Annotated in this window: 18 protein-coding genes; 4 read left to right on the plus strand and 14 right to left on the minus strand. The window is 66.0% G+C overall.

Annotated features, from left to right (window positions below; translation table 11 throughout):
• Position 1 precedes the first annotated feature (1 nt).
• From C5O27_RS15265 to C5O27_RS15320, 12 genes are all read right to left on the minus strand, one after another.
• Positions 2-469: an SRPBCC family protein gene (locus C5O27_RS15265; RefSeq protein WP_127963054.1), complete on the minus strand. Its 468-nt coding sequence runs from the start codon at positions 467-469 to the stop codon at positions 2-4.
• Positions 469-1,503: an LLM class F420-dependent oxidoreductase gene (locus C5O27_RS15270; RefSeq protein WP_127963055.1), complete on the minus strand. Its 1,035-nt coding sequence runs from the start codon at positions 1,501-1,503 to the stop codon at positions 469-471. Before C5O27_RS15270 ends, C5O27_RS15265 begins: the two co-directional genes overlap by 1 nt.
• On the minus strand, positions 1,500-1,913 hold the full coding sequence (locus tag C5O27_RS15275) for a nuclear transport factor 2 family protein (RefSeq protein WP_127963056.1): 414 nt from the start codon (positions 1,911-1,913) through the stop codon (positions 1,500-1,502). The genes C5O27_RS15270 and C5O27_RS15275 overlap by 4 nt, the downstream gene beginning before the upstream one ends.
• Entirely contained in the window at positions 1,879-2,889 is a 1,011-nt protein-coding gene (locus C5O27_RS15280; RefSeq protein WP_127963057.1) for a DMT family transporter, read from the minus strand. The genes C5O27_RS15275 and C5O27_RS15280 overlap by 35 nt, the downstream gene beginning before the upstream one ends.
• A complete protein-coding gene (locus tag C5O27_RS15285; RefSeq protein ID WP_127963058.1) occupies positions 2,886-4,013 on the minus strand; it encodes an MSMEG_0565 family glycosyltransferase in 1,128 nt (375 codons plus the stop codon). The genes C5O27_RS15280 and C5O27_RS15285 overlap by 4 nt, the downstream gene beginning before the upstream one ends.
• A complete protein-coding gene (locus tag C5O27_RS15290) occupies positions 4,010-4,873 on the minus strand; it encodes a carbon-nitrogen hydrolase family protein (RefSeq protein WP_127963059.1) in 864 nt (287 codons plus the stop codon). Before C5O27_RS15290 ends, C5O27_RS15285 begins: the two co-directional genes overlap by 4 nt.
• Positions 4,874-4,925: 52 nt before the next feature.
• A complete protein-coding gene (locus C5O27_RS15295; protein ID WP_127963060.1) occupies positions 4,926-6,377 on the minus strand; it encodes an MSMEG_0567/sll0787 family protein in 1,452 nt (483 codons plus the stop codon).
• Complete coding sequence (locus C5O27_RS15300; RefSeq protein ID WP_127963061.1) at positions 6,378-7,433, minus strand: MSMEG_0568 family radical SAM protein; 1,056 nt, start codon at positions 7,431-7,433, stop codon at positions 6,378-6,380.
• A gap of 232 nt (positions 7,434-7,665) precedes the next feature.
• Positions 7,666-8,937 carry an MSMEG_0569 family flavin-dependent oxidoreductase gene (locus C5O27_RS15305; protein ID WP_127963062.1) on the minus strand — a complete coding sequence of 424 codons (1,272 nt, stop codon included), beginning with the start codon at positions 8,935-8,937 and terminating at the stop codon, positions 7,666-7,668.
• Positions 8,934-9,251: an MSMEG_0570 family nitrogen starvation response protein gene (locus C5O27_RS15310; RefSeq protein WP_127963063.1), complete on the minus strand. Its 318-nt coding sequence runs from the start codon at positions 9,249-9,251 to the stop codon at positions 8,934-8,936. Before C5O27_RS15310 ends, C5O27_RS15305 begins: the two co-directional genes overlap by 4 nt.
• Positions 9,244-10,143 carry a carbon-nitrogen hydrolase family protein gene (locus C5O27_RS15315; RefSeq protein WP_127963064.1) on the minus strand — a complete coding sequence of 300 codons (900 nt, stop codon included), beginning with the start codon at positions 10,141-10,143 and terminating at the stop codon, positions 9,244-9,246. The genes C5O27_RS15310 and C5O27_RS15315 overlap by 8 nt, the downstream gene beginning before the upstream one ends.
• 39 nt (positions 10,144-10,182) lie before the next feature.
• On the minus strand, positions 10,183-10,707 hold the full coding sequence (locus C5O27_RS15320; RefSeq protein ID WP_005195025.1) for an MSMEG_0572/Sll0783 family nitrogen starvation response protein: 525 nt from the start codon (positions 10,705-10,707) through the stop codon (positions 10,183-10,185).
• A gap of 508 nt (positions 10,708-11,215) precedes the next feature.
• On the opposite strand from C5O27_RS15320, the gene C5O27_RS15325 reads away from it, so the two are divergent.
• Positions 11,216-11,902 (plus strand): ZIP family metal transporter, encoded by a 687-nt coding sequence (locus C5O27_RS15325; RefSeq protein ID WP_127963065.1) that lies wholly within the window; start codon positions 11,216-11,218, stop codon positions 11,900-11,902.
• 10 nt (positions 11,903-11,912) lie between these two features.
• Here C5O27_RS15325 and C5O27_RS15330 read toward each other — a convergent pair whose 3' ends face one another.
• Positions 11,913-13,028 carry an alpha/beta hydrolase gene (locus tag C5O27_RS15330; protein WP_127963066.1) on the minus strand — a complete coding sequence of 372 codons (1,116 nt, stop codon included), beginning with the start codon at positions 13,026-13,028 and terminating at the stop codon, positions 11,913-11,915.
• 125 nt (positions 13,029-13,153) lie between these two features.
• Between C5O27_RS15330 and C5O27_RS15335 the strand changes: the two genes are divergently transcribed.
• The 3 genes from C5O27_RS15335 to C5O27_RS15345 all read left to right on the plus strand — a co-directional run bounded on the left by C5O27_RS15335 (position 13,154) and on the right by C5O27_RS15345 (position 19,115).
• Positions 13,154-14,674: a DUF3375 domain-containing protein gene (locus C5O27_RS15335; RefSeq protein WP_127963067.1), complete on the plus strand. Its 1,521-nt coding sequence runs from the start codon at positions 13,154-13,156 to the stop codon at positions 14,672-14,674.
• A 257-nt stretch (positions 14,675-14,931) separates the two neighbouring features.
• The gene (locus tag C5O27_RS15340; RefSeq protein ID WP_482788943.1) at positions 14,932-15,780 is read left to right on the plus strand and encodes a DUF4194 domain-containing protein; all 849 of its coding nucleotides are present in this window, start codon (positions 14,932-14,934) and stop codon (positions 15,778-15,780) included.
• On the plus strand, positions 15,777-19,115 hold the full coding sequence (locus C5O27_RS15345) for an ATP-binding protein (protein ID WP_208651371.1): 3,339 nt from the start codon (positions 15,777-15,779) through the stop codon (positions 19,113-19,115). The genes C5O27_RS15340 and C5O27_RS15345 overlap by 4 nt, the downstream gene beginning before the upstream one ends.
• Before the next feature lie 271 nt (positions 19,116-19,386).
• Here the strand turns inward: C5O27_RS15345 and C5O27_RS15350 are convergent, their stop codons facing one another.
• Positions 19,387-22,305, minus strand: a complete 2,919-nt coding sequence (locus C5O27_RS15350) for a UvrD-helicase domain-containing protein (RefSeq protein ID WP_127963070.1) — start codon at positions 22,303-22,305, stop codon at positions 19,387-19,389.
• Between the last annotated feature and the right edge of the window lie 217 nt (positions 22,306-22,522).

Consider the following 22,522-nt stretch of genomic DNA (forward strand, 5'->3'; position numbering starts at 1 on the left):
ATCACCGACCATCATGCTCGGCGACGAGCCGGGCCGCACGAGCGAGGTCGGCGCGGATCGCCCGCGCCGCCGGCCACCGGTTCACCGCCAGCAGGGGCACGCCGATGGCAGGCACCGTCAACGTCGCCACGGCGTGGACATCCGTGCCGCCGTCGGATCGTTCCTCGAAGCCCAACGTCAGTACTGCGTCGACCGATCGCCATCCACCGACTTCCCGCCACAACCGATGCGGCTCGCAGTCGGTGACCTCCATCCGCGGACCGACCCCGGGCACGACGGTGACGTCGGTCCAACTGGTCCCGACGTCACCCGCCCGGTCGCCGATCACACGGAGATCGTCGATGCGCCGCAGACTCGACTGCCATGCGGGCCGATTGCTCGGGTCGGTGAGGTAGTCGAACGTGTCCGTGACAGGCGTCGGGAAGGCGACGACGTCGTCGAGGATCGTGAACCGGGCGGGGGACAGCATCAGCTGATGAGGCCGGCGAGCTGATCGATCTCCTCGATGGTGCGCGGGGAGACCAGCATCGTGGTGACACCGCACGACTCCCAGACCTTGATCTGCTCGCGGACGTGGTCGAGGTCGCCGACGATGGCCGAGTCCTCGACGACGGCGTCGGGAATGATCTGCGCCGCTTCCTCTTTGCGGTTCGAACGGAACAGCTTGGTCACCTCGTCGACGACGTCGGAATACCCCATGCGGCGATACACCTCGGCGTGGAAGTTGGTGTCCTCACTGCCCATTCCGCCCATGTACAGCGCGAGGAACGGCTTGATGGCGGCGTAGGTCGCGGCCCGGTCGTCGGTGATGACGATCTGGGCGGTCGCGATGATCTCGAAGTCGTCGCGACTGCGGCGGGCACCCGGCTTGGCGAATCCCTCGTCGAGCCAGGCGTTGTAGGTGTCGGCCATGCGCGGTGTGTAGAACAGTGGCAGCCAACCGTCGGCGATCTCGGCTGCGAGTGCGACGTTCTTGGGCCCCTCGGCGCCGAGCATGACCGGGATGTCGGCACGCAACGGATGCGTGATCGGCTTGAGCGGCTTACCCAGTCCCGACGCGCCCTCGCCGTTGTACGGCAGAGGATAGTGCGGCCCGGCGCTGGTGACCGGCGCCTCCCGCGCCCAGACCTGACGCATGATGTCGATGTACTCGCGCGTGCGGCCGAGCGGTTTGGCGAACTTCTGCCCGTACCACCCTTCGACGACCTGCGGCCCGGACACGCCGAGTCCGACGATGTGCCGTCCACCGGACAGGTGGTCGAGGGTCAACGCCGCCATCGCACAGGCGGTCGGCGTACGGGCCGAGAGTTGCAGCACCGAGGTGCCCAACCGTACGCGGGTCGTCGACGACCCGAGCCAGGCGAGCGGGGTGTAGGCATCCGACCCCCACGCCTCGGCGGTGAAGATCGAGTCGAAGCCGGCCTGTTCGGCGGCGGTGACGAGATCGGCGTGACCGGCCGGCGGCTGCGCGGACCAATATCCGAGTTGCAGACCGAGTTTCATGCGTTGGCCCCGCCTGCCGTCTCGGCGGCCGCTTCGGCCGCGATCTGGTCGAACTGTGCGCCCATGGCCTCGGCGAGGGCCTGCGCACCCGACAGTGGCCGGACCATCACCATGAAGTCGTCGATCTTCCCGTCGTCGTCGACGTGGATGAAGTCGCAGCCGGTGACAGCCTTGCCGTTGACGGTGGCCTCGAAGACCAGCGCCGAATCCCGACCGCCCTCGTCGTTGATCTCCCGGACGTAGCGGAAGTCGGTGAAGACGCGCAGCACGCCCCGCAGGATCGCCGAGGTGATCGCCTTACCCGGGTACGGCTTGAACGCGACCGGGCTGGTGAAGACGACGTCGTCGGCGAGCAGATCCTGCATCGCCTGCGCGTCACGTGCCTCGACGGCCTCTCGGAACTGCTTCATGCATGTCCTCCTCATCCACGGCGGGGGCGCCGTTGTGCGTACTTCTCCGCTCGACGCTAACCGATCTCCGACGCCGCGCGGGAGCCATCAACACGACGAGCGCCACCGCCAGCACCGCGATGCCCGCCCAACCGCTCGCGGTGATCGATTCCGACAGCACGACGACCGCCAGCACTGTGGCGACCGCCGGTTCGATGAGGGTGATGGTGGTGGCGGTCGAACTGTCGATCCGTCCCAGCCCGCGGCTGAACAGCACGTAACCGAGGAACTGAGGCACGACGATCAAATAGGCGAGGACGCCGAGGCTTTCCGGGTGATCGATCACCGACGGCACACAGACCGCGACCACCGGCAGCAACAGCACCCCGCCCAGTCCCATGACGCCACCGGCCGACGCCCCGCGGGCGAGCCCCTGGTTCATCAGGCGTCGCATCGCCCACGAGAAACCCGCGTAGGTCGCGCCCGCTCCCAGCCCGAGTACGACACCCCAGGCCGACGCGGTGCTGCCGGTGACCGAGTCACCATGCGACGACTCGCTGCGCGACAACGCCAGCGCGACACTGCCGGCGATGCCCAGCGCGCACGCGACGCACCACCGCGTCGTCAACGCCCGACCCTCCGCCACCCGTTCGATCACCGCCGAGAACAACGGCGCCGACGCCAGCGACACCACGGTGCCCAGCGCCACGCCACCGATCCGCATCGAGCCGTAGAAGCACAGCGGGTAGATCGCCACGCACACGCCGCCCGCCAGCACCGTCGGCCACCGCTGCACCAACGACGGCCACCCGGCACGCACCGCGCGAGAATTGATCGCACCCTGCAGCAATCCGCCGCCCGACATCGCGACGGCACCGATCGTGACCGCGCTGAGCGCGGGAGCCAAGGCGGCGACCGTTCCCGACGTGCCCCACAGAAACGCCGTCAGAATGACGGCGGCAATCCCGGCACGTTCAGCCGCACGCGGATGGGTCATGTGCGCGTGGGCATCGGATGCCGGGCGTAGAACTCGAGATGACGACGCGCCGCGTCCTTCCACGTCAACGACGCGGCCAACGACCGGCCGGCGTCGACGCGCGTCGGGTCGGGCGTGAACGCGTCCGCCAGCGCCTCGGCGAGCTCGGGCACCGTCGACGCGTAGGAAACCGTGTCGCCGAACACCTCCCGGAGAATGGGCAGCTCACGCGTCACCACCGGCCGCCCCGCGGACAGCGCCTCCATCGCGGCCAGTCCGAACCCTTCCTTGACCGATGGGAACGCGAACACCCGACTGGCCGCGACCAGCGACGGCAGCTCGTCGTCGGGCACATTGCCGAGGACGATCGGTTCGACGTCCAGTTCGGCTCGGCGACGATCGAAGTCAGCACGGTAGTCCCGATAGTCGAACAGCGTCTCCCCACCGGCGAAGACGAGCGACAGCTCCGGATGCCGTTCACGCAGCATCGCATACGCGTTGAGCAGGTCGATGCTGCCCTTGCGCGGCTCGATCCCACCGACGGCCAGCACGTACTCGCCGAGTTTGCCGGTCCACTGGGCGCGCGCCTCAACAGCTTCCGATACATCCGACGCCGCATCGGCAAACCGTTCGTACGCAACCCCATTGGGGATCACGTCCGGTGTCAGCCCCCAGCCGTGCTCAACCTCGTCGGCGACCGCCCGTGACACACAGATCCGCGCATACGGATTCACGACGGCCTTCTCGTGGCATTCGACGAGAATCGGCGTCGTGAACTGATCGAGGTGATGGATCGTGCGGATACACGTGCCGACGGCGTTCGCGCTGATGCAGTCCTGAGCGTGCACGATGTCGTAGGCGCTTGCGTCGAAGGCGTCGCGCAGGGTGTCGATGGACCGCACGATGCGGTCGGTGATCGTCTCGTTCTCCCGGTCGGCGAACGGCACGAGCCGCAGCGATACCGCCGGATCCACCGCGCGGAAGAACCCCTCATCACCGCCGCGGGCCAGCGACCAGACCGTCACGTCGACGCCGAGTCGCGCCATCGCCTCGGCCAGGTTCAGCGTGTGGACCACGCCGCCACGGGGTTTGGTGGAGTAGGTCAGCAGTGCGACGCGGAGTGAGGGGGAGTCCACACCGGTCATGATAGGTCCGCGATCGACCCGGCTTGACGTCTCGCGCTGCGGTAGGTGTCCGGGCGCAGTTCGGCGAGGTGGCTCAGCACGCGGCGGGCACGGTCGATCTCCGCGTCGACGTCGACGGTGACGCCGGCCAGTCCACCCTTGGACCGTGTGGTGGCGAGGATGTCGCCGCCGGGTCCGACGACCTTGGCCTGTCCGAGGAATCGCAGCGACCCCATCACGCCGGTCTGGTTCGACGAGACCACGAACACCTGGTTCTCGGCGGCGCGGGCGCAGTCGTAGAGGTCGAAGAGTCGTGACTGGCGGTCGGCGGGCAGCCGGGCGGCGCGGTCGGTCACGCTCGCCGGCCACGCGGACAGGGCAGCGATGATCCGCGCACCGTCGAGGGCGAGAGTGCGGCCCGATTCCGGAAACGTCTTGTCGTAGTCGATGAGCATGCCGATCCGGCCGACCGGGGTGTCGAACGCACGGAACTCGTCACCGGCCGCGTAGGCCAGGGACTCACCGGCGGGCTGGTGAACCTTTCGGTGCGAGCCGAGAATCCCGTCCCCGGACACGCACACCGCCGTGTTGAAATGCTTGTCGCCGTCGGCCTCGGTGTAACCGATACAAACCGTGGTGTCGCCTGCGGCGGCAATGATGGCGGCCAGTTCGGGTCCGTCGGGATCCAGCGCCGGAGGCAGCTCGTCGGGGTCGGGATTGCGCAGGTCGCCGAGGTAACCGCCGAGGGTGGCGTCCGGGAAGACGAGCAGGTCGACGCCATCGCGCGCGGCTGCTTCGACGATGCCGACGGCCTTGGACACACCGCGCTCCACGTCGCGGCCGAAGTGCGCGGCGAGAGCACCGAGGGTGGCAGTGCTCATGGTCGAACAGTACCGGCCGGGAGCCGACGAGAAGCGTGAAGCCGGGGTCCGATCACGCGGCCCCCAGCCCGGTGACCGTGGAGGCCACGGCGACGGTCACCGCACCGTCGGGCCACCGCAGTCGCACACCGGGTTCCGAGGTGAGACGCCCACAGTCCGCGACCGTGAGAGCGTCCGGCGCAGGCACACCGGTACGACGACCCGGCCGGTCCGTACTTAGCATTGCGTACCCGGGGAAGCAGGTCAGCCACGCGCCCATCGACGCGTCGTTCGGCCGCGGCACGGCGGTGGCGTTGAGTTCGGCTCCGGTGCCCGACGCCTCGGCGAGCATGCCCAGGGTCCCGGCGATCCCGGCCATGCTCACGTCCTTCGCCGACGCCGGTCCGACCTTCGCCAGATGACCTGCCATCGCACACAATTCGTCGCTGCTGCGTGAGCTCGTCGAGTCCCACTGGCGGTCGTGATAGCCCGGTCGCCACGACCCGCCGAGGTCTGCGTGCAGCGTCACCGTGTCGCCGACCGCGCCGCCACCGGCCCGCAGGGGACTGCTGGTGGTCCCCAACGCTGTCACCGACAGCGACGACGGCACGCCGACCTGGGTGTGACCGCCGAGAACCGGGGTCTGCCAGGCTCGTGCGGCTGCGGAGATCCCGCGGATGATGCGGGTCAGATGCGAGGTCGTGGGTGCGCCGACGGCGTCGAGCAGCCCGATCGGTCTCGCACCCATCGCGGACAGGTCGTTGATGTTGACCAGCACCGAACACCATCCGGCCCATTCGGGGTCGCGTTCGATCATCGACGGGATGATGGCATCGCAGGCTGCGATCACGTCGGTGCCGGGTAGCGGCACGCCGTCGTCGCCGCGGAATCCGGCTGCCCCGAGTCCGCCGTCCTGGTCGGCAAACGGTGCAAGTGCCTCCGCGAGGACTGCTTTGGTGCCGTCGACGGTCCGCTGGATCCTATGGATGGGCCACCGCATCTCCCGGTGCGCCTGACCCGCGATCACCGGACCGGCCCCGCAGTCATCCCAGCCGAGCCGCCGGAACATCCGCGCGTAGCGGTCCTGCACCGTCGCGTCGAAACGTAACGCGCCCTGCTGTTCGATGTGCGCACACGCGGCGCGCACGAGCGCTGGACCGATCCCGGCTGCGTGCCCGGGGTCGGCGACCACGAGCCGGCTGCCGAACCACCAGCCGATGTCCTCGGTGTCCGACGATCCGTTCCAGCGCACGGGCGCGACGCGAACCCCGCCGGCGATGGTCCCGTCCGCCAATGTCGCGACGAGGACCACCGTGCGCGGGTCGTCGTCGGTGTCATCGAGGTCGGTATGCGCGAAAAGCTCTTGTTGTTCGACGAATTCGCGGTGTCGCATCGCCCGGTAGGCGGCATGTTCGACGGCGGTGTCGGCGACCGTGATCAGGAAGTCCGGCCGTGCGGCGACGCGGCGTCGACCGGCGAGGATCGACAGTTCACCGCCGACAACGTCTGTGCTGGTTGTCCTCATTCAGCCACCCACCGTCGGCAGGATGCTGCACGCTCCGCATGCCGCGCATCCGGCCCGCTGATCCGCTCCCGCCATCCCGATCAGGGTGAGATGGCGCGCGACGTCGCGGCTGATCTTCTCCACGATGGCCGGGTCGGGTGCCGGCGCATCGTCGACGTCGACGGCGAGCGTTCCCGCGTGGCGCCGGAACGGTACGATGAACGGGTAGACGCCCATGTCGGCGAGTTCTTTGGCGCCGGTGATCATCTCGTCGGTGTCCTCACCGAGTCCGACGAGCAGGTACGTCGACACCTGGTTGCGTCCGAAGACGCGGACGGCCTCGGTCCACGCCTCGCGATACTCGGCCATCGAGACCGACGACTTGCCCGGCATCCACCGGCGCCGGACGTCGTCGTCGAGGGATTCGACGTGGATGCCGATCGCATCGGCGCCCGCCTCCCGCAGCTCGGTCAGGACCGCGAGGTCGGCAGGTGGTTCGCACTGGACCTGGATCGGAAGGTGGGGGACCGCGGCCTTGATCGTGCGGACGCACCGCGCGAGGTGGCGGGCCCCACGGTCGCGACCCCCGGTGGTGCCGGTGGTCATCACCATCTGGGTGATGCCGTCGAGTTCGACTGCGGCGCGGGCGACCTCGGCCAGTTGCTCCGGCTTCTTCACCGCGATCGTCGACCCCGACCGCAGCGACTCCTCGATCGAGCAGAACCGGCACCGCTCAGATTCGTCGTAGCGGATGCACGTCTGCACCACCGTCGTCGCCAGGACATTGCGCCCGTGTAGGCGGGCGATCTTCTCGTAGCTGATCCCGTCGGCAGTCTGCAGGTCGTAGAACCGGGGCCGCCCGATTGCCTCGACCTCGATGCCGACGTCCACCCCGTCGTATAGCACGCGCTGGCCGTCGAAAACGAACGGACTCTGCGGGTTCCGCGGTATCGCGGCGTGCAGGCCGTCGACCATCAGGTGGCCGTCGTCGCTCGGTCCGGCCCCGCCGGTCCGCTGCACCGGCGGTTCACCCCGAATCCCGAGCAATGCCAGGTCAACTCGTGTGGATACCGTCATGGGTACTCCTCTCCTTGAGGAAATCGATGTGCTCGCCCCTCGCTCCCTGAGGTGCGAGGAGCGCTAGCGACGAGCCACGAAGGGTTGGTGACCCGCGCTTCGAAGTCGACGAGTCTTTGCCCGCTCCCTGAGGTGCGACGAGCGTTAGCGATGCCCCCTCGCTCCCTGAGGTGCGAGGAGCGCTAGCGACGAGCCACGAAGGGCGGGCGACGACCGCATCCCGCTCAGCCATCTACTGCGCCGCCGCCAACCGCGGGCGGTTCTCACCCAGAACACCGACGATGTGCTCCGCGACATACTCCGCGTCCCGGTCGATCCCGAGGAACCGTCCCGATCCCCAGGTGTGCATCCATGGCAACCCGACGAAGCTGAGTCCGGGCACCTCGGTGATCCCGCGCGTCTGCATCGGGCGACCCCCGCCGTCGAAGGCGCTGGCCTCGATCCACCGGTAGTCGGGTCGGTACCCGATGGCCCAGATGATCGACGTGACGCCGGCGGCCGTCAGATCCAACTCCACGGGGTCGACCTCCGGAGTCCACACCGGTTCGTACCGTGAGGGTTCCGGCGCCTCGATCCCCAGCGAGTCGATGTGGCGGTCGATGTCGGCGCAGATGGAGTTGTAGGTGGCGTCGGCCTTGTCCAGTGCGTCGGTGAGTGTCGGCGCGAACCGCAGCGTCGAATCCTTGCCGTCGGTGAGCAGGCCGTAGAGCTGCATGCCCTCGACGGCGAAGCGTCGGAGGTCGATGTCGCGGCCACCGTCGCGGCCGGTGACGTAGTGGTTGGTCTTCTCCTGCGCGGCACGACCTCCCGGGTACTCCTGCGTCGGAGTGTCGTAGAGCCCCATGTCCGAGAGCCACGTCATGCAGTCGCGTCCCCGGTAGAACCGCGCGACCCTCGGCGCGTTGCCGATCGCGAGGTGAACCTGTCGGCCGGCCAGGTGTAGGTCTTCGGCGATCTGCGTGCCTGACTGCCCCGACCCGACGACGAGCACCGCGCCCTCGGGCAGCTGCTCCGGGTTGAAGTACTCCTCGGAGTGGATCTGATGGACGGCCGGGTCGAGCGCCGACGCGAACGCCGGGATCACCGGCAGCGGGTAACCGCCGGTCGCGATCACCGCCTGGTCGCACGTCACGGCGCGAACGCCGTCCGGCCCGTCGAGGGTCACCTCGAACCGGTCAGCACCCAGACGCTGCAGTCGGGTCACTCGCGTGTGCTCGATGAGTGGCGGGTCGAAGGTCTGCAACCACCCGGTCAGCCATTCCACAACCTCGTCGCGGGTCATGAACCCGTCCGGATCGGGACCGTCGTAGGCGTACCCAGGCAGTCGGCAATGCCAGTTGGGTGTCACCAGAGTGAAGTTGTCCCAACGCTTGTCGGCCCACGCATGGACCGCGGTCTCTGCTTCGACGACGACGTGCTCGACCCCGGCCTCACCGAGGTACCAGCTGACCGAAAGGCCGGCCTGGCCGCCGCCGATGACGACGACCGGAACATGTGTGTTCATGAGCGCTCCCGAAGGTCGGTGGTGTGGGCGGGTAGCGGCGGGTACATCGAGACCACCTCGACCTCCGCCGAATCCGGATGCCGCGCAGCATCGTCGGCGATCTCCTCGGCGGATGCGGCGGCCGAGGTGCACGCGAAACCGTATTTCGCCCGCACGCGTGCGCTCGCCTCCTCGAGTGCGGTGGTGGCCCGCGCCCGGAAGTCGTCGACGCGGTACGACCCCGGTGCAAGGTGGTCGTGCAGCACGAGGCTGGGGGAGTAGTACTGGCGGAACTGCCCGTCGGGCCAGCGCACCTGGACGGTCATCTCAGGCATGAGCGAGGTCCCGCCAGGCGAGGTCGTCGGCGGTCTCCGGTTCGGTGAGCAGGCCGTACTTGTCGGGCTGACGGTCCCGGAGATGGAACATGCCGGCGCGCATCGCGGTGAAGCTCTCGCAGATGTCCACCTCGGCGACGGCGAGTCCGCTGCCGAGAAGGGTCGTGTCGAGGATGTTGCCGCCCGGGTCGACGATCTTGGCGTTGCCGACGTAGCGCAATGATCCGAACGTCCCGCTCTGGTTCGACGCCACCCAGAACACCTGGTTCTCCAGGGCGCGAGCGGCGTCGAAGAGGTTGAATCGGTAGGTCCAGCGGTCCTCTTGAAGGTTCTCGGCGGTCGCGGTGCGCGCCGCCGGCCAGGCCGACAGGCTGGCGATGATCTCCGCGCCCTGGAGCGCCATGATGCGGGCGGCCTCGGGAAAGGCCTTGTCGTAACAGATTTGGAGTCCGACACGTCCGATCGGGGTGTCGAAGACGCCATATCCCTCGCCCGACGAGTACGACATGTTCTCGCCGAGCGGCTGGTGGACCTTGCGGTAACTGCCGTAGATCCGGTGGCCGTCGAGAACGGCGGCCGCGTTGTAGCGGGTCTCGCCGTCCTCTCCGAGTTCACAGAACCCGATCGCCACCACCAGATCTCCGACGATGGACTGCACCCGCGCGATCTCGGGTCCATCGAGGGAGATCGCCGGTGGCAGCGACCGTGCACTGTTCTTACGGGTGTCGCCGTGGTTGCCCAGCGACGACAGGTATCCGCCGATCGCCGCCTCCGGGAAGACCAGGAAGTCGACGCCGCGGGCCCGCGCCTCGACGACGTACTGTTCAATTGTTGCGTAGTTCTGTTCGAGATCGCGGGTGAAGTTCGCCGCGACGGATCCGATGGTGGTCATAGGATGTCCCAGGGTCGGTGATGCGGAAAGTGTGGTGGCCTAGACCATGTACGTCGAGTTGATGATCGCGCCCTTGCGTGCGTAGTGGATGATCGCGTCCTGGACGTCGAGCGGATGCGCCGGGATGACACCCTCGATCAGGTCCTCCTCGCGGCCGCCGTGCAGTGCGAGACCGAAGCGGCAGCAGAACACGGTGCCGCCCTCGGAGATGAAGGTCTCGAGCGCGTTGTTGATGTTCTGCTCACCGGGGAATCCGGAGTCACCGGTCGTCGGAAAGCCGCGCGTGGCAAGGCAATTGATGGCTCCGGGACCGTAGAAGTACATCGCCGATTCGAAGCCCTTGCGCAGGGCGCGGGTCGCCTGCAGGACCGCGACGAACGACACCGACGACTCGTGCGCGATGCCGTGTACCAGCGTGAAGTACGTTTCACCGTCCTCGGCCTGGTAGTCCGGGAAGATCTTGGTCCCGCCGTAGATGTTGGACCCCTTGGGAAGTGAGGGATGCGGGATCTCCGCCAGCGACGCGGCGATGTTCTCGGTGATGGTTTCGTCGAAAGAGGGCACAAGGACTCCTGGATGGCGAGACGACGGCGCCTGGCGGCTCGGCGTGTGAGACGAATGCGGATCGGGCATCATTGCCCAAGAGCGGTGGATCGGAAGATTTCGATCGCATCGAGTAGCTGATTGCTACGAGAACCAGTTCACCCCTCGACGATTACCGGGTGGTTACCGCTGGAATAAATGGATGGCCGGTCTGCGTAACACGTCGCTCGACGCGCGCCCGGCCCTCAACCGCTCGTCAGGACGGCGGGATGGTCCGGCAATGAAAATGTCCGACGAACCGGTCGGGTCGGGGGTCTGACCGGTTCATCGGACGTAAGTCAGCATATCCTCTGCGTCGCCGCAGGTCGAGCGCGGGATCCGCAATTCTGTGACCTGTTTCTCACGGATTCCGGACGAACCCGACCTCTACGGCTCCGTAACCGTCGTTCGCCGTCGTCCACCTGGACGACACCGATCCCGTCCGACGTGTCGCACCATCTCGCCGAACGACGAGGCGCAAGCTGGACCCATGCTCACTGCGATCCTCTACGGACTCGTGACTGCGGTACCCATCGCGATCGGAGCCGCGATCGGTCTCCGGTGGGATCTCCCGGCGCGCGTCCTGGCAACGCTGATGGCGTTCGGTGCGGGCACGATGATCGCCGCGGTGTCCACCGAACTGTTCCAGCCGGCGTTCACACAGGCCGGGATCGGCCTCGCCGGGGCCGCGCTGTGCCTCGGCACCGCGGTGTACGTGATCGCCGATCATGTCGTCGAGACCAAACTCGGCTCCCGCGCCATAGGTCCGGCGCTCATGCTGGGTGTCTTTCTCGACGGCGTGCCCGAGAACAGCGCGCTGGGCGTCTCGCTCACCGCGGGCGGCTCGCTGGTGCTGGTGGTGGCGATCGCCGTCGGCAACGTCCCGGAGGCGGTCAGCGGGGCGTCGTTGATGCGACGCGAACACGACATGTCACCGCGCGACGCGCTCGTGATGTGGGTGGTGACCGCCGCGATCCTCATCGCGGTGACCGTCGGCGGTTACGCAGTCTCCGACGCCATCTCGCCGACCGCGATCAGCGTCGTCCAGGCCTTCGCCGGCGGCGCAACGCTCGGTGTCCTCGCCAACGGCCTGATGCCCGAGGCCTATAGAGAAGGCGGCTGGTGGGTCGGCCTGGCCACTGCGGGCGGCTTCCTGCTCGCGTTCGTCCTGGGGTGAGCCGACGACCTCAGTGCGTCTGCGTCGCGTCCGGGTCGCTGGCGACGTGGCCTTGAGCAAGGTCATGGAGCGACCGGAACACCCGCTTCGACGCCTCGGCCCATGGCATGAGGATCGGGAACACATGGAACATGCCGGGTTCCTCGATGGCGTGCGTGGGCACCTCGGCCTTTTCCAGTCGCTGGGCGAACTCCCGGATCCCGTCGCGGAACATCTCGTCCTTGCCCCAGCACACGAACGTCGGCGGGAACCAGTCCGGGTCCGGGTCGGCGTGGATGATCGAGACGCGGGCATCGTTCGGCTGCACGCCATGGAGGTACGGCGTCACCGGGATGTTCCACGGCAGCACGTCGTACTGGGCGTTCTCGGTGATCGACGGGTGGTCGAGGTCGAGATCGATCTCGGGGGAGAACAACGCCATCGCACCGGGCTTGGGTAGACCCTGCTCGTGCAGGTGCGCCACGAGCGACGCGGCGAGCCCACCACCGCCGGAGTCGCCCGCGACGATGATGTGTTCCGGGCTCACCCCACGGCCCAGGAGTGCCTGGTAGACATCCGCGGCGTCGAGAACCCCGGCGGGAAAAGGGAATTCGGGTGCCATCCGATAGTCGGCGATGAAGACCTCGAACCCGGTGATCCGCACCAGCGACGACGCGAACGCCGAATACATGATCGGCGACGTCCCGATGTACCCGCCGCCGTGCAGGTACAGGATGGTCGCGCCGATCTCCTGCTTCTCCTCGTCCTCGTCGACGTAGGCGTCGGTACTCGCCTTCGCGCGACACCACAGGCCGGGGACGCCGCCGATGGTGTCGTCGGTGAGTTCGACGCCGTCGGTCAATTCGACGAACGGTGGCATCACCACGCGGCAGATCTCGTCGAGGATCTTCTCCATCGACCGGAATTCCTCGATCGGCAGACCCATCGAGTAACCCATGAACGTACGGATGGACTGCCGGGTGACAGACTGGCCGATGTTGTCCAACAGCCCCGACGGTCCCGACCACGGCCTCTTGAACGGCACGCGCGCGAGTCCACCGAGCATGCTCGACGCCAGGCCGGCGACGGCCAGCGCCGTCAGCGGTCCGGACGCGGTCTCGACCTCGGGACGATCAGCCATCACCATGACGCTCAGGGTAGCGAGGTGGGTCACCGGCGGCCGAACACACGACCACCGGACTGGGGTGCCGTCGCGGGGACGTGGCAGACTGTCGCGGGTCCTGTAGTCCCCGAGATCCCAGTGAGGCGGCGATGGAGATTTCTGCCTACCCGGCTCAGCGCGAGGCCGGGCGTCCTGCCGCGCCGCCCGAATCGGTGCAGGTCACGCTGGGTGATGCCCTGGAAGCGAACCGTGCGCTGCAGAAGTCGGCGGCGGTCAAGCTGTTCGCCGCGAACAACTCGGCTCTCTACGTCACCTTGATGGAGCGTCACCTCGACTACGGCACCAAGATGTCGGAGGTCGAGCTGACGATGCGGCTCGAACGCGACCTCGCCGAACTCGACCTCACCGACGATCAGCCCACCGGACTGGAACTGGTCAAACTGTGGGCCCGTCAGGGCTGGCTGCACCGCGTCACCGACACCACCGACCCCGACGCCCCCAACCTCTGCCACCTGACCAGCGAAGCCCGCTCGGTCCTGGACTTCATGCGCCGCCAGCGCCGCGAGGACTCCATCGCCACCGGCGGCTCGATCACCGGCATCGCCGCCGAACTCCGCCGCGTCGCCGGACAGGTCAGCAACGATCCCGAGACCATCCGCCTCGAGCTCGAGGCGCAGATGTCCGACCTCGACGCCGAGCTCGCCGACCTCGAGGCCGGCCGCCGCCCGCCGGTCGATCTGCGCGTCGCCGAGGACTCCGCCCGCGCCATCGGCTACCAGATGGAGCAGATCATCTCCGACATCGGCCAGTACGGCACGATGCTCGACCGCATCACCACCGCGTTGCTCGACGACCCGGGCGACTCCGACCTCGCCTACCGTGACCGTCAGCGCCAGCTCTTCGACGACTATGAGGCCCTGCTGCAGTCGTCGCAGTCGGCGTCGTACCAGGCGTTCAGCCAGATGATCCAGGACCCGGAGCGTCGCGCCCGCCTCAAGGTCGACATCGACACCATCATCGAGAACTTCCCCGGCATGGACGCCGGCCTGCGGTCGGTGATGGACAACTTCTTCGGTCTGGTCACCCAGCAGATGGCCGAGGTCGGCCGCACCCGCCAGCGCTGTGCCCGTCGTATCCGACGCTTCGTCGCGTCGGGAACCCTCGAGCAGAGCCGCGGTCTCGCGCGTCAGCTCAACGACGCCCTGGCCACCGCCAACGACCTGCTCAAGTCCTCGCTCGCGGACCGTCGCCTCGGCTACGAGCTACCGCTGGCCGCCCCGACCCTCAACTCGATCGGCCGCCTCGCCTTCGAGATCCGCGAACACGTCCCGCCCGCCCCGGCCCTGCCCGCCGGTGGCGCCGACGCCGACCTGACAGCGTTCGCTTCGATGACCGGCCAGGTCGACACCGTCGAACTCACCGAGACCGTGAACAACGCCGTCGCCGCCGGACCAGTGCCGCTCACCGACGTCATCGAGGGCCTCGACGAGGCGTACCTCGCGCACGTCATCGTGCTGTGGTCCTGGGCCCAGAAGCAGGCCGCGGAAGGGGAGAAGGTGCCGATGACCACCGTGCGCTTCCGGTCCCTCCTCGGGGAGGACCACGCCATCGAAGTCCCCGACCTCACCTTCACCGAACCGATTCCGACTGCGGAGGTCGACGCCGAATGACCAATTCTTCGCTCCCCGAAGCGCAAACGGACCCCTCGCTCCCCGAGGAAGCGCACCCCCCGCTCCCTGAGGAGGGCGCCGACCCTTCGCTCCCTGAGGTGCGAGCGCAGGCCGACCCCTCGCTCCCTGAGGTGCAAGCGCAGTCCGACCCCCCGCTCCCTGAGGTGCGAGCGCAGCGAGCCACGAAGGGCCCCGAGGTGCAAGACGAAGCCGACCCCCCGCTCCCTGAGGAGGGCGCCGACCCCTCGCTCCCTGAGGTGCGAGCGCAGCGAGCCACGAAGGGCCCCGAGGTGCAAGACGAAGCCGACCCCTCGCTCCCTGAGGTGCGAGCGCAGCGAGCCACGAAGGGCCCCACCGCAACCCCCGACGAATTCGCCGGCTTCGACGATCTCCCCACCGTCGCGAATCGAGCCGCATCGCACACACCAACCGCACCCCGCTTCGACGGCGACGTCAGCGAGATGCCCGACCGTGCCTGCTGGGCGCTGCAGAACCTGCTGGCCCGCCGCTACGTCAGCGGTGACCGGCAGCCGCAGCTGTGGTCGTGGGTGTCCGAGTATCAGGACGTCCTGCGAATCCGCCTGTCCGAGCTCGACCTTCGCCTCCGCCTCGTCGACGAGCTGCAGGTCGCCTTCGTCGAGCAGGCCGGCTACGAATCCCGGTGGGGCCGCCGCATTCTCAAGCGTGAGACCGTCCACACCTACGACGCGATCCTCGCGCTGCATCTGGCCAAGTACATCCGCGCCGCCCGCGACGAGGATGCGCTGATCACCCGCGAGGAGATCCACGAGCTCTTCGCCGGTGTCACCAACACCATCGACCGCGACCTCGCGCTCTTCGACAAGCGCATCGAACGCGCCATCGACAAGATGGAAGAGCTCGAGTTCCTGCGCAAGCAGCGCGACGACGCGGACACGTTCACCGTGAGCCCGGTGATCTCCGCGGTGATGACGGCATCGGTGATCACCGATCTGCAGCGGCAGTTCGAGCAGTTCATCGGTTCCGGCGACACGGGGGAGGAGCCGCCCGAGGGCGCGGCCGACGAACCCACCCAGCCCGACGACGCCGAGGATGCGTACGGCGACGACGAAGGAGAAGACTGGTGAGCGTCGACCAGTACCACCTGTCCCGGCTGCAGCTGATCAACTGGGGCGTGTTCGACGGGTATCACTCGATCCCGTTCAGCTCCAACGGTTCCCTGATCACCGGGTCGTCGGGTTCGGGTAAGTCGTCGTTGCTCGACGCCATCTCGCTGGCGTTCCTGCCCGACCACCGCCGCAACTTCAACGCCTCAGGCGACGCCACCGCGGCCGGCTCGTCGAGCGGCAAGCGCACCGTCGGCAAGTATGTGCGTGGCGCGTGGGGCGAGCGGCGCGACGGCACCAACGCCCACCGCGAGATCATGTACCTGCGCGGCACCGGCCCGGCGTGGGCGGCCATCGCGGTCACCTACACCTCCACCTCCGGTACCGCCATCACCGGTTTGGTCCTCAAGTGGCTGGCCGCGGGCAAGATGACCGACGCGCACAGCTCGTACTTCATCTACGACGGCGACGCCGACATCGTCGACGCCTGCAACGAGTGGGCCGCCGCCAACTACAACTCGGCCAAGTTCCGCGACCGCGGCTGGCGCGGCGGACCCGGCGAGGGCAAGTACCTCTCGACGCTGTACTCGCTCATCGGCATCCGCGGCTCCGACGCCGCGCAGCAGCTCCTCGGAAAAGCCAAGTCGCTCAAGAGCGTCGGCGGTCTCGCACAGTTCGTCCGGGAATTCATGCTCGACGCCCCGACCAGCATCGTCGGCATCTCCGACGCCCTCGAGCAGATCGACCCGCTCGTCGAGGCCCGTGAGCTGCTCGACGTCGCGCGCCGCAAGCGCACCATCCTCGGCAACATCGAGGAAGTCCACGAGCGGTACGCGAGCGAGTCGGCCACCTTCTCCGTCCTCGACACCATCGACAGCACCACGATCCGCAGCTACGTCAACAATCTGCGGATCCGCAACGCGCAGCCCGAGGTCGCCGACCTCGACGACCAGATCACCCGCCTCGACGGCGATCTCGCCGCGCTGACCACCCAACACGACCAGCTGCGCCAGGACCACAGCCTCCTGCTGGCCCGCATCGCCACCTCCACCGGCGACCTCGCACCGCTGCGCGAACAACTCGGCGGCGCACAGAAGCTCAGCACCGAGGTCACCGCTCGCCGCAACGCCTACGAGGACAAGGTCTCCGCGCTCGGCTTCAGCCCGCCGACCAACGCCGAGGGCTTCTGGTCGCTGCGTGAGGAACTGATCGAGGAGGCCACCAAGATCGACGGTCAGCTCGAAGCCGGCCGCGCCCATTACGCCGAGGCACTGGCCCGCGAGGTCGCCGCCCGCAGCCGCCGCGACACCGCCCAGGAAGAACTCGGCCGCGTCGAACAGGCCGGTTCCGCGCTGCCGCGCACCGAACACGAGATGCGCCGTGTCATCGCCCACGCGCTCCAGATCGACGAGTCTGAGCTTAAGTACGTCGCCGAACTCGTCGAACTCGATCCCGACGATGAACGCTGGCGCCTGGCCGTCGAGAAGGTCCTGCGCAACGCCGGCCTGCGGCTCCTCGTGCCCGACAAACACTTCCGCTCCGCCCTGCGCTTCGTGAACTCGCACGATATGCGCGGCCGAATCCAGCTGCACCAGGCCGAGACCCGCCCGATGCCCGACGTCGAGCCGGGCACCCTTGCGTCCAAGCTGCGTTCCGTCGACCCCGGCCACCCGTGTGCCGCCGAGGCGATGACAGTTCTCTCGAAGCTCGGCAACCACATGTGCGTCGACAACCCGGGGGAGTTCTCGCAGTACGCCAAGGCGGTCACCGACCAGGGTCTGCGCAAGGACTCGGCCAAGCTCGCCGTCAAGGACGACCGCCAACAGCTCCGCCGCTCGCAGTACATCTTCGTCGGCGACGTCGAATCCAAGATCACCGCGCTGCGCGACGAACTCGCCTACGAGGAACGCGTTTTCGAGGACGCCCGCGAGGACTGCGCCGAACTCGACCGCGAACGTTCCGCCAAGGAACGACGCCGCGACGCCTACCGCCGTGTGTGTGAGCAGTTCACGCAGTGGAACGAGATCGATGTCGACTCCGTCGACGACCGCGTTGACCAGCTCACCGACCAGTATGACCTCCTCATCGAGGAGAACCCCGACGTCGAGGCGCTGCAGCGCAAGGCCGAAGACCTGTGGGAGCAGGTACGTCACGCGATCTCGCAGGCCGCGCTGGTCAAGGACAAGATCGCCCGCCAGGACGAGCGTCGCACGCAGCTGCTCGATCTCATCGACCGGCTCAAGCCCGAAGACGTTCCAGCGCAGGCGGAGAAGACCCTCGACGGCTTCCGCGAGGACCTCTCGGCGACCCTCGACGTGCTCAACCCCGAGCCATACCGGCAGGAGATCGTCAAGGCCGCCGGCCGCGAACGCGACCGCATGCGCTCGGATGCTCGACGATCCCGCGACGAGCTGGCCCGGATCCTCGACACCTACGACGAGGAATTCCCCGACGCCATCCCCAACGACAGCGACGACTTCGACGAACGCATCCACGACTACGTCGCCGTCTGCCGCCGCATCGACGAACGCGAGCTGCCGTCGGCCTACGAGCGGATGCGCCGCTTGATCACCGAGCAGGCACCTGGCGCGATCCTGGGTCTGCACATGGCCGCCGACGCCGAGGAACGGCGCATCGTCGAGCAGATCGAGCGCGTCAACACCGGCCTGGGTGCGGTGGCGTTCAACCGCGGCACCCGCCTACGGCTGGTACCTGGTCGCAAGAAGCTTGCCGCGGTCGAGGAGTTGACCGAGAAGGCCCGGCAGATCTCCAACCGTGCAACGGCGGTCAGCTTCGGTGACGAGCAGGCCATCCTCGAGCAGTACTCCGACATCCTGCTGCTGCGCGAACGTCTCGCCGGCAACACCCCGGAGGACCGCCAGTGGACGCGCGACGCCCTGGACGTGCGCAACCGCTTCGACTTCTACTGCGAGGAACACGACGCCGAGTCCGGCGAAACCATCCGCACCTACTCCAACGCCGGCGACAACTCCGGTGGCGAGCAGGAGAAGCTGATGGCTTTCTGTCTCGCGGGCGCGCTGAGCTTCAACCTGGCCAGCCCGCACGGCAACGACAACCGGCCGATCTTCGCCCAGCTGATGCTCGACGAGGCGTTCTCCAAGTCCGACCCACAGTTCGCCCAGCAGGCGCTATCGGCGTTCCGCAAGTTCGGGTTCCAGCTGATCATCGTCGCCACGGTGCAGAACACCAGCACGATCCAGCCGTACGTGGACAACGTAATGATGGTGTCGAAGACGGAAGTCGGGCCGGAGCTGCGGCCGGTTGCGACGGCGACATCGACGACGATCAAGGCGTTCTCGGAGTTGCGGCGGTCGGGGAGTCAGTTGGTGGTCTAAGGGGCACCGACCCCCGCCGAATGATGGGATCTCGGTGCGAAGTTGACTCCACGTGTTGCCGACTCGATTTGTCGGAACGACGAGGTGCTGACCGTTCCGGGGCGTAGTTAGTCGAGCAAGTAACGCAGAAGGCGGGTTCGGATAGTTGGTCGACGGCGTCGGTGGTGTCGGGCCATGCTCGAGCCGTTCTTTGACCATCGGTGGTTGGAGAAACCTTGGGGCCCCTGCCCTGAACCTCAAAGTGTTGTTACGTTCTCCGGCGGAGGGCGGTTTACCAGTTGTGGGATGGCTGAGAATGAGTAGCCAGGAGCTGTCCCTGATGCCAGGCTTCCAATCGCACCCCCGGATACTTCCCAAGGCGCGATCTATGAAGTAGATCGCTACTGAAATCGGACTTGTGGAGGAAACGCACCCAATATCTGGTGTAGCTTTGATGGAATCTAAAGTCTGTCTTCTGGAGATGCCTACGTAAGTCTTCGAAGTTCTCCGCACCCGAGATGTAGGCGCGTATTTCCACGTAGTCGGGTTTGAGTGGTGCGGCTGCGTCGGGTAGACAACTCCAGGGCGCACGCGTCACGACTCCTGCGAGTTGAACCCTCTGGTGATCAGCATCGGGCCAGAATGGAGATCGATCTCGGCGGGTAGTAATCACATCGAGATACCGTCTGGGACGGCTCACAGCGACGTAAAATAATCGCCTTTCCGCAGCAGTTAGCGTCTCGATATCATCGCCGAAGACTTGGAACAAGACCCATGTCGGATGAATCAACGGATAATTACGGCCGTCGACGTCCAAGAGGATAACGGCGTCCGACTCTTGACCTTTGAACCCGTGCGTTGAGCTGAATATCAGGCTGCTTGGCTCGGTGACGTTTAGACGCTCGCGTATAAAGCCCCCGAGATCGCCTATTGTATAGAAGGTGTGATCAGTATTATCGATGCGAACTCTGTATCGTCGTCGAGCAACTCGGGCCAGCACCGCAACGCTCCGACCATACCGCAGATGACTTGTGATCAGGCGAATTAGGCTCGGCGTAAGATGATCAAATTGGCCGAAAGTATCTTCCTCAAGGGCGGAAGGGGAGAACAAATCCATCGAAAATTCCCTGATCTCACCGGAGTTGTCGGAAAATCCTCGCGCCTCGAACCCTTGGCCGGCCATGACAGTGTTTCCTAGACGTACGAGGTCATTTGTTGATCTCCGGTTTATGGACAGCTTCATACGCTGACCCCCGGTGAACAGATCCTCGAAACTTCGAAAGTATTCGGTTGTCGATCCGGCAAACTCATTGATGGCCTGCCACTCATCACCTACTGCCGTAACCTGGGCGCCGCCTGTTACAGAGACTATTTCGCGAAGTAATCGGTAAAACATCATAGAGAAGTCTTGAAACTCGTCAACAACCAGAAACCGGAGCCCTCGTAGATCGCCATCGATCACGCCCGCGCTTCCAAACTGCGTCACACCGGCGCGTATGCAATCCACAGCACGCCAAATCAGACCGGTGAAATCTTCCTTTCTGTCATTGATCAAACGGATCTCGTACCTGTCCAAGATGCGTGCACCCAGATCAATGAACATGTTCAAGTGGGGATCGGAAACTGCGACCTCTTGCCAATTGGCGTGGAGATCTTTCGAATCCCACCGGCGCTGTCGCGCCCGTCCTATCATGGTCGTTACTGTGTCGGTGAATCGGCCGATTGCCCTCTTCTTGATACGACGCCAGATCTGATCATCCGTGAGCTGATTTGGTCGCGCTCCGGCCTCCTCTAGATTCGAAAGAAGTCGAGTCCTAAATGAAGGGTCTTTAACGTCATACGCGTTGTACTCAAGGAACGTAAACTCGGGTCGACCTTTCCAGTATTTTCTCTTCTCAGCCGAGAGTCTGTCGTAGTCCGCTTCGCCTGTCAGTCCAAAATATTCTATAACAATTGATGTCTTGCCGTCATGATCGCACACTGTAAAATCCGGCTTGTAATTGAACCCATCCCAACGGTGATCGCGTTCATAGAAGTACGTCAAGTCATTCTCGGCCATAATATTGGCGATCAACTTCTCGCCGTATGACCGGACGAACTCGCCATTTATAGTTTCGCTCTGAAGGTGTTGCCGACGATACTCCACTTGATCGCTATGGCTGAGGTTATCTCCGCGTTGTGCGATCGATTCCCAGTCCATCCGAAAGTATGCAAGCATTATCTGCCGAACCTCTTCCTGAGATTCGGGGACTGAGATGAATTCGTCGATTACATCCTGGACCAAGCGGCTCAGTGGCCGAATGCTATCGGACTGGTCAAAAACCAGATTTTCGCTTGGGTGGACGAGGCGATATGCCAACGCATGGAAGGTCATGACGTGCGGTATTCGTCCACCAGGTAGGAGTTTTTCGAGTCTGTCCCGCATCTCTGCAGCCGCAGCGGCGTTGAACGCGAGCATCAAGATTTCGGACGGATCTACGGACGTCGCCTTGATTAGGAATACGGCGCGAGCAACGATTGTGGCAGTCTTCCCGCTCCCTGCACGAGCTTCGACCAGTGAGTGGCTCGATATGGCGCCGATCACCGCCGCCTGTTCTGGGTTCGGAATGTACTTTCGGGCGTCGCCTGAAGCTGTGCCCAGGTGGTGGCGACACCAATCCGTTACGAAATCGGAGACGAGATTTTGGTATTCTGCGCTGCTTACAAGGCTGTTCTTGTCGTTTAGTCGCCACCAACCGTGAGCGCCGAAGAAGTCGCGGGAGAACTCAGCTTTTAGCGAGCTGATCAGCGAGCTCTTCTGCTGTTCCCGCTTGGCGACTTCGGCTAGAACCTTGGCATGCGCAGCGGCTTCTTCTTGCTCTGCGGCTCGCTGGGCCGCCATGAATTCGGCGCGCTCGGCCGCCTCCGCTTCGCGCTGTGCACGAGCGAGCTCCTCAGCACGTGCTCGCTGCTCGTCTTGGTGTTTCACCAGATCCTCAACGCGGCGCTGGTCCACGCGGTCAACCAGCTCGGCTAGATTTCGCCAGTCAGACTCGTCCAGCACTGCCCGAAGGCGGCGCAAAAGATCCTGTTCTACGGGAGACCGGCCGGCCCGTGCCCCATTGGCCTCGACGTTCGGTAGGAAGGTGTGCAAGTACCAGAGAGGCCGTTCTTGCCAGTCGTTCCACAGCGCTCTCAACTCGACGAGTAGCTCGGCTGCGCTGGCTTGCATAGCCGGAATAGTAGCCGCAATGTGCGTCGGCGTCGGGTCGCCAGGCGTTCGGCGGCGTGGTCTTCAGTAAGCTCTTTGCGTGCGGTGTGAGCCGAGATGGACCGTAACCCGACTACGGGGAGATCCGGAGCCGACACCGCCAGATCGCGCTCCGGACGATCGACAACGACTACAACGAGGTGCCGTTTTCTGTTCGGCATGCGACTTTCCGGGCGCC

It is taken from the genome of Gordonia alkanivorans (assembly GCF_004011905.1).
In the GTDB taxonomy this organism is placed as follows: Bacteria; Actinomycetota; Actinomycetes; order Mycobacteriales; family Mycobacteriaceae; genus Gordonia; species Gordonia alkanivorans.

Coding starts and splice junctions, on each gene's coding strand:
- C5O27_RS15310 (WP_127963063.1), bottom strand. CDS start 9,251: ATGCCTGAGATGACCGTCCAGGTGCGCTGGCCCGACGGGCAGTTCCGC.
- C5O27_RS15330 (WP_127963066.1), bottom strand. CDS start 13,028: ATGGTGATGGCTGATCGTCCCGAGGTCGAGACCGCGTCCGGACCGCTG.
- C5O27_RS15300 (WP_127963061.1), bottom strand. CDS start 7,433: ATGACGGTATCCACACGAGTTGACCTGGCATTGCTCGGGATTCGGGGT.
- C5O27_RS15275 (WP_127963056.1), bottom strand. CDS start 1,913: ATGAAGCAGTTCCGAGAGGCCGTCGAGGCACGTGACGCGCAGGCGATG.
- C5O27_RS15270 (WP_127963055.1), bottom strand. CDS start 1,503: ATGAAACTCGGTCTGCAACTCGGATATTGGTCCGCGCAGCCGCCGGCC.
- C5O27_RS15325 (WP_127963065.1), top strand. CDS start 11,216: ATGCTCACTGCGATCCTCTACGGACTCGTGACTGCGGTACCCATCGCG.
- C5O27_RS15265 (WP_127963054.1), bottom strand. CDS start 469: ATGCTGTCCCCCGCCCGGTTCACGATCCTCGACGACGTCGTCGCCTTC.
- C5O27_RS15295 (WP_127963060.1), bottom strand. CDS start 6,377: ATGAGGACAACCAGCACAGACGTTGTCGGCGGTGAACTGTCGATCCTC.
- C5O27_RS15290 (WP_127963059.1), bottom strand. CDS start 4,873: ATGAGCACTGCCACCCTCGGTGCTCTCGCCGCGCACTTCGGCCGCGAC.
- C5O27_RS15315 (WP_127963064.1), bottom strand. CDS start 10,143: ATGACCACCATCGGATCCGTCGCGGCGAACTTCACCCGCGATCTCGAA.
- C5O27_RS15280 (WP_127963057.1), bottom strand. CDS start 2,889: ATGACCCATCCGCGTGCGGCTGAACGTGCCGGGATTGCCGCCGTCATT.
- C5O27_RS15335 (WP_127963067.1), top strand. CDS start 13,154: ATGGAGATTTCTGCCTACCCGGCTCAGCGCGAGGCCGGGCGTCCTGCC.
- C5O27_RS15350 (WP_127963070.1), bottom strand. CDS start 22,305: ATGCAAGCCAGCGCAGCCGAGCTACTCGTCGAGTTGAGAGCGCTGTGG.
- C5O27_RS15305 (WP_127963062.1), bottom strand. CDS start 8,937: ATGAACACACATGTTCCGGTCGTCGTCATCGGCGGCGGCCAGGCCGGC.
- C5O27_RS15285 (WP_127963058.1), bottom strand. CDS start 4,013: ATGACCGGTGTGGACTCCCCCTCACTCCGCGTCGCACTGCTGACCTAC.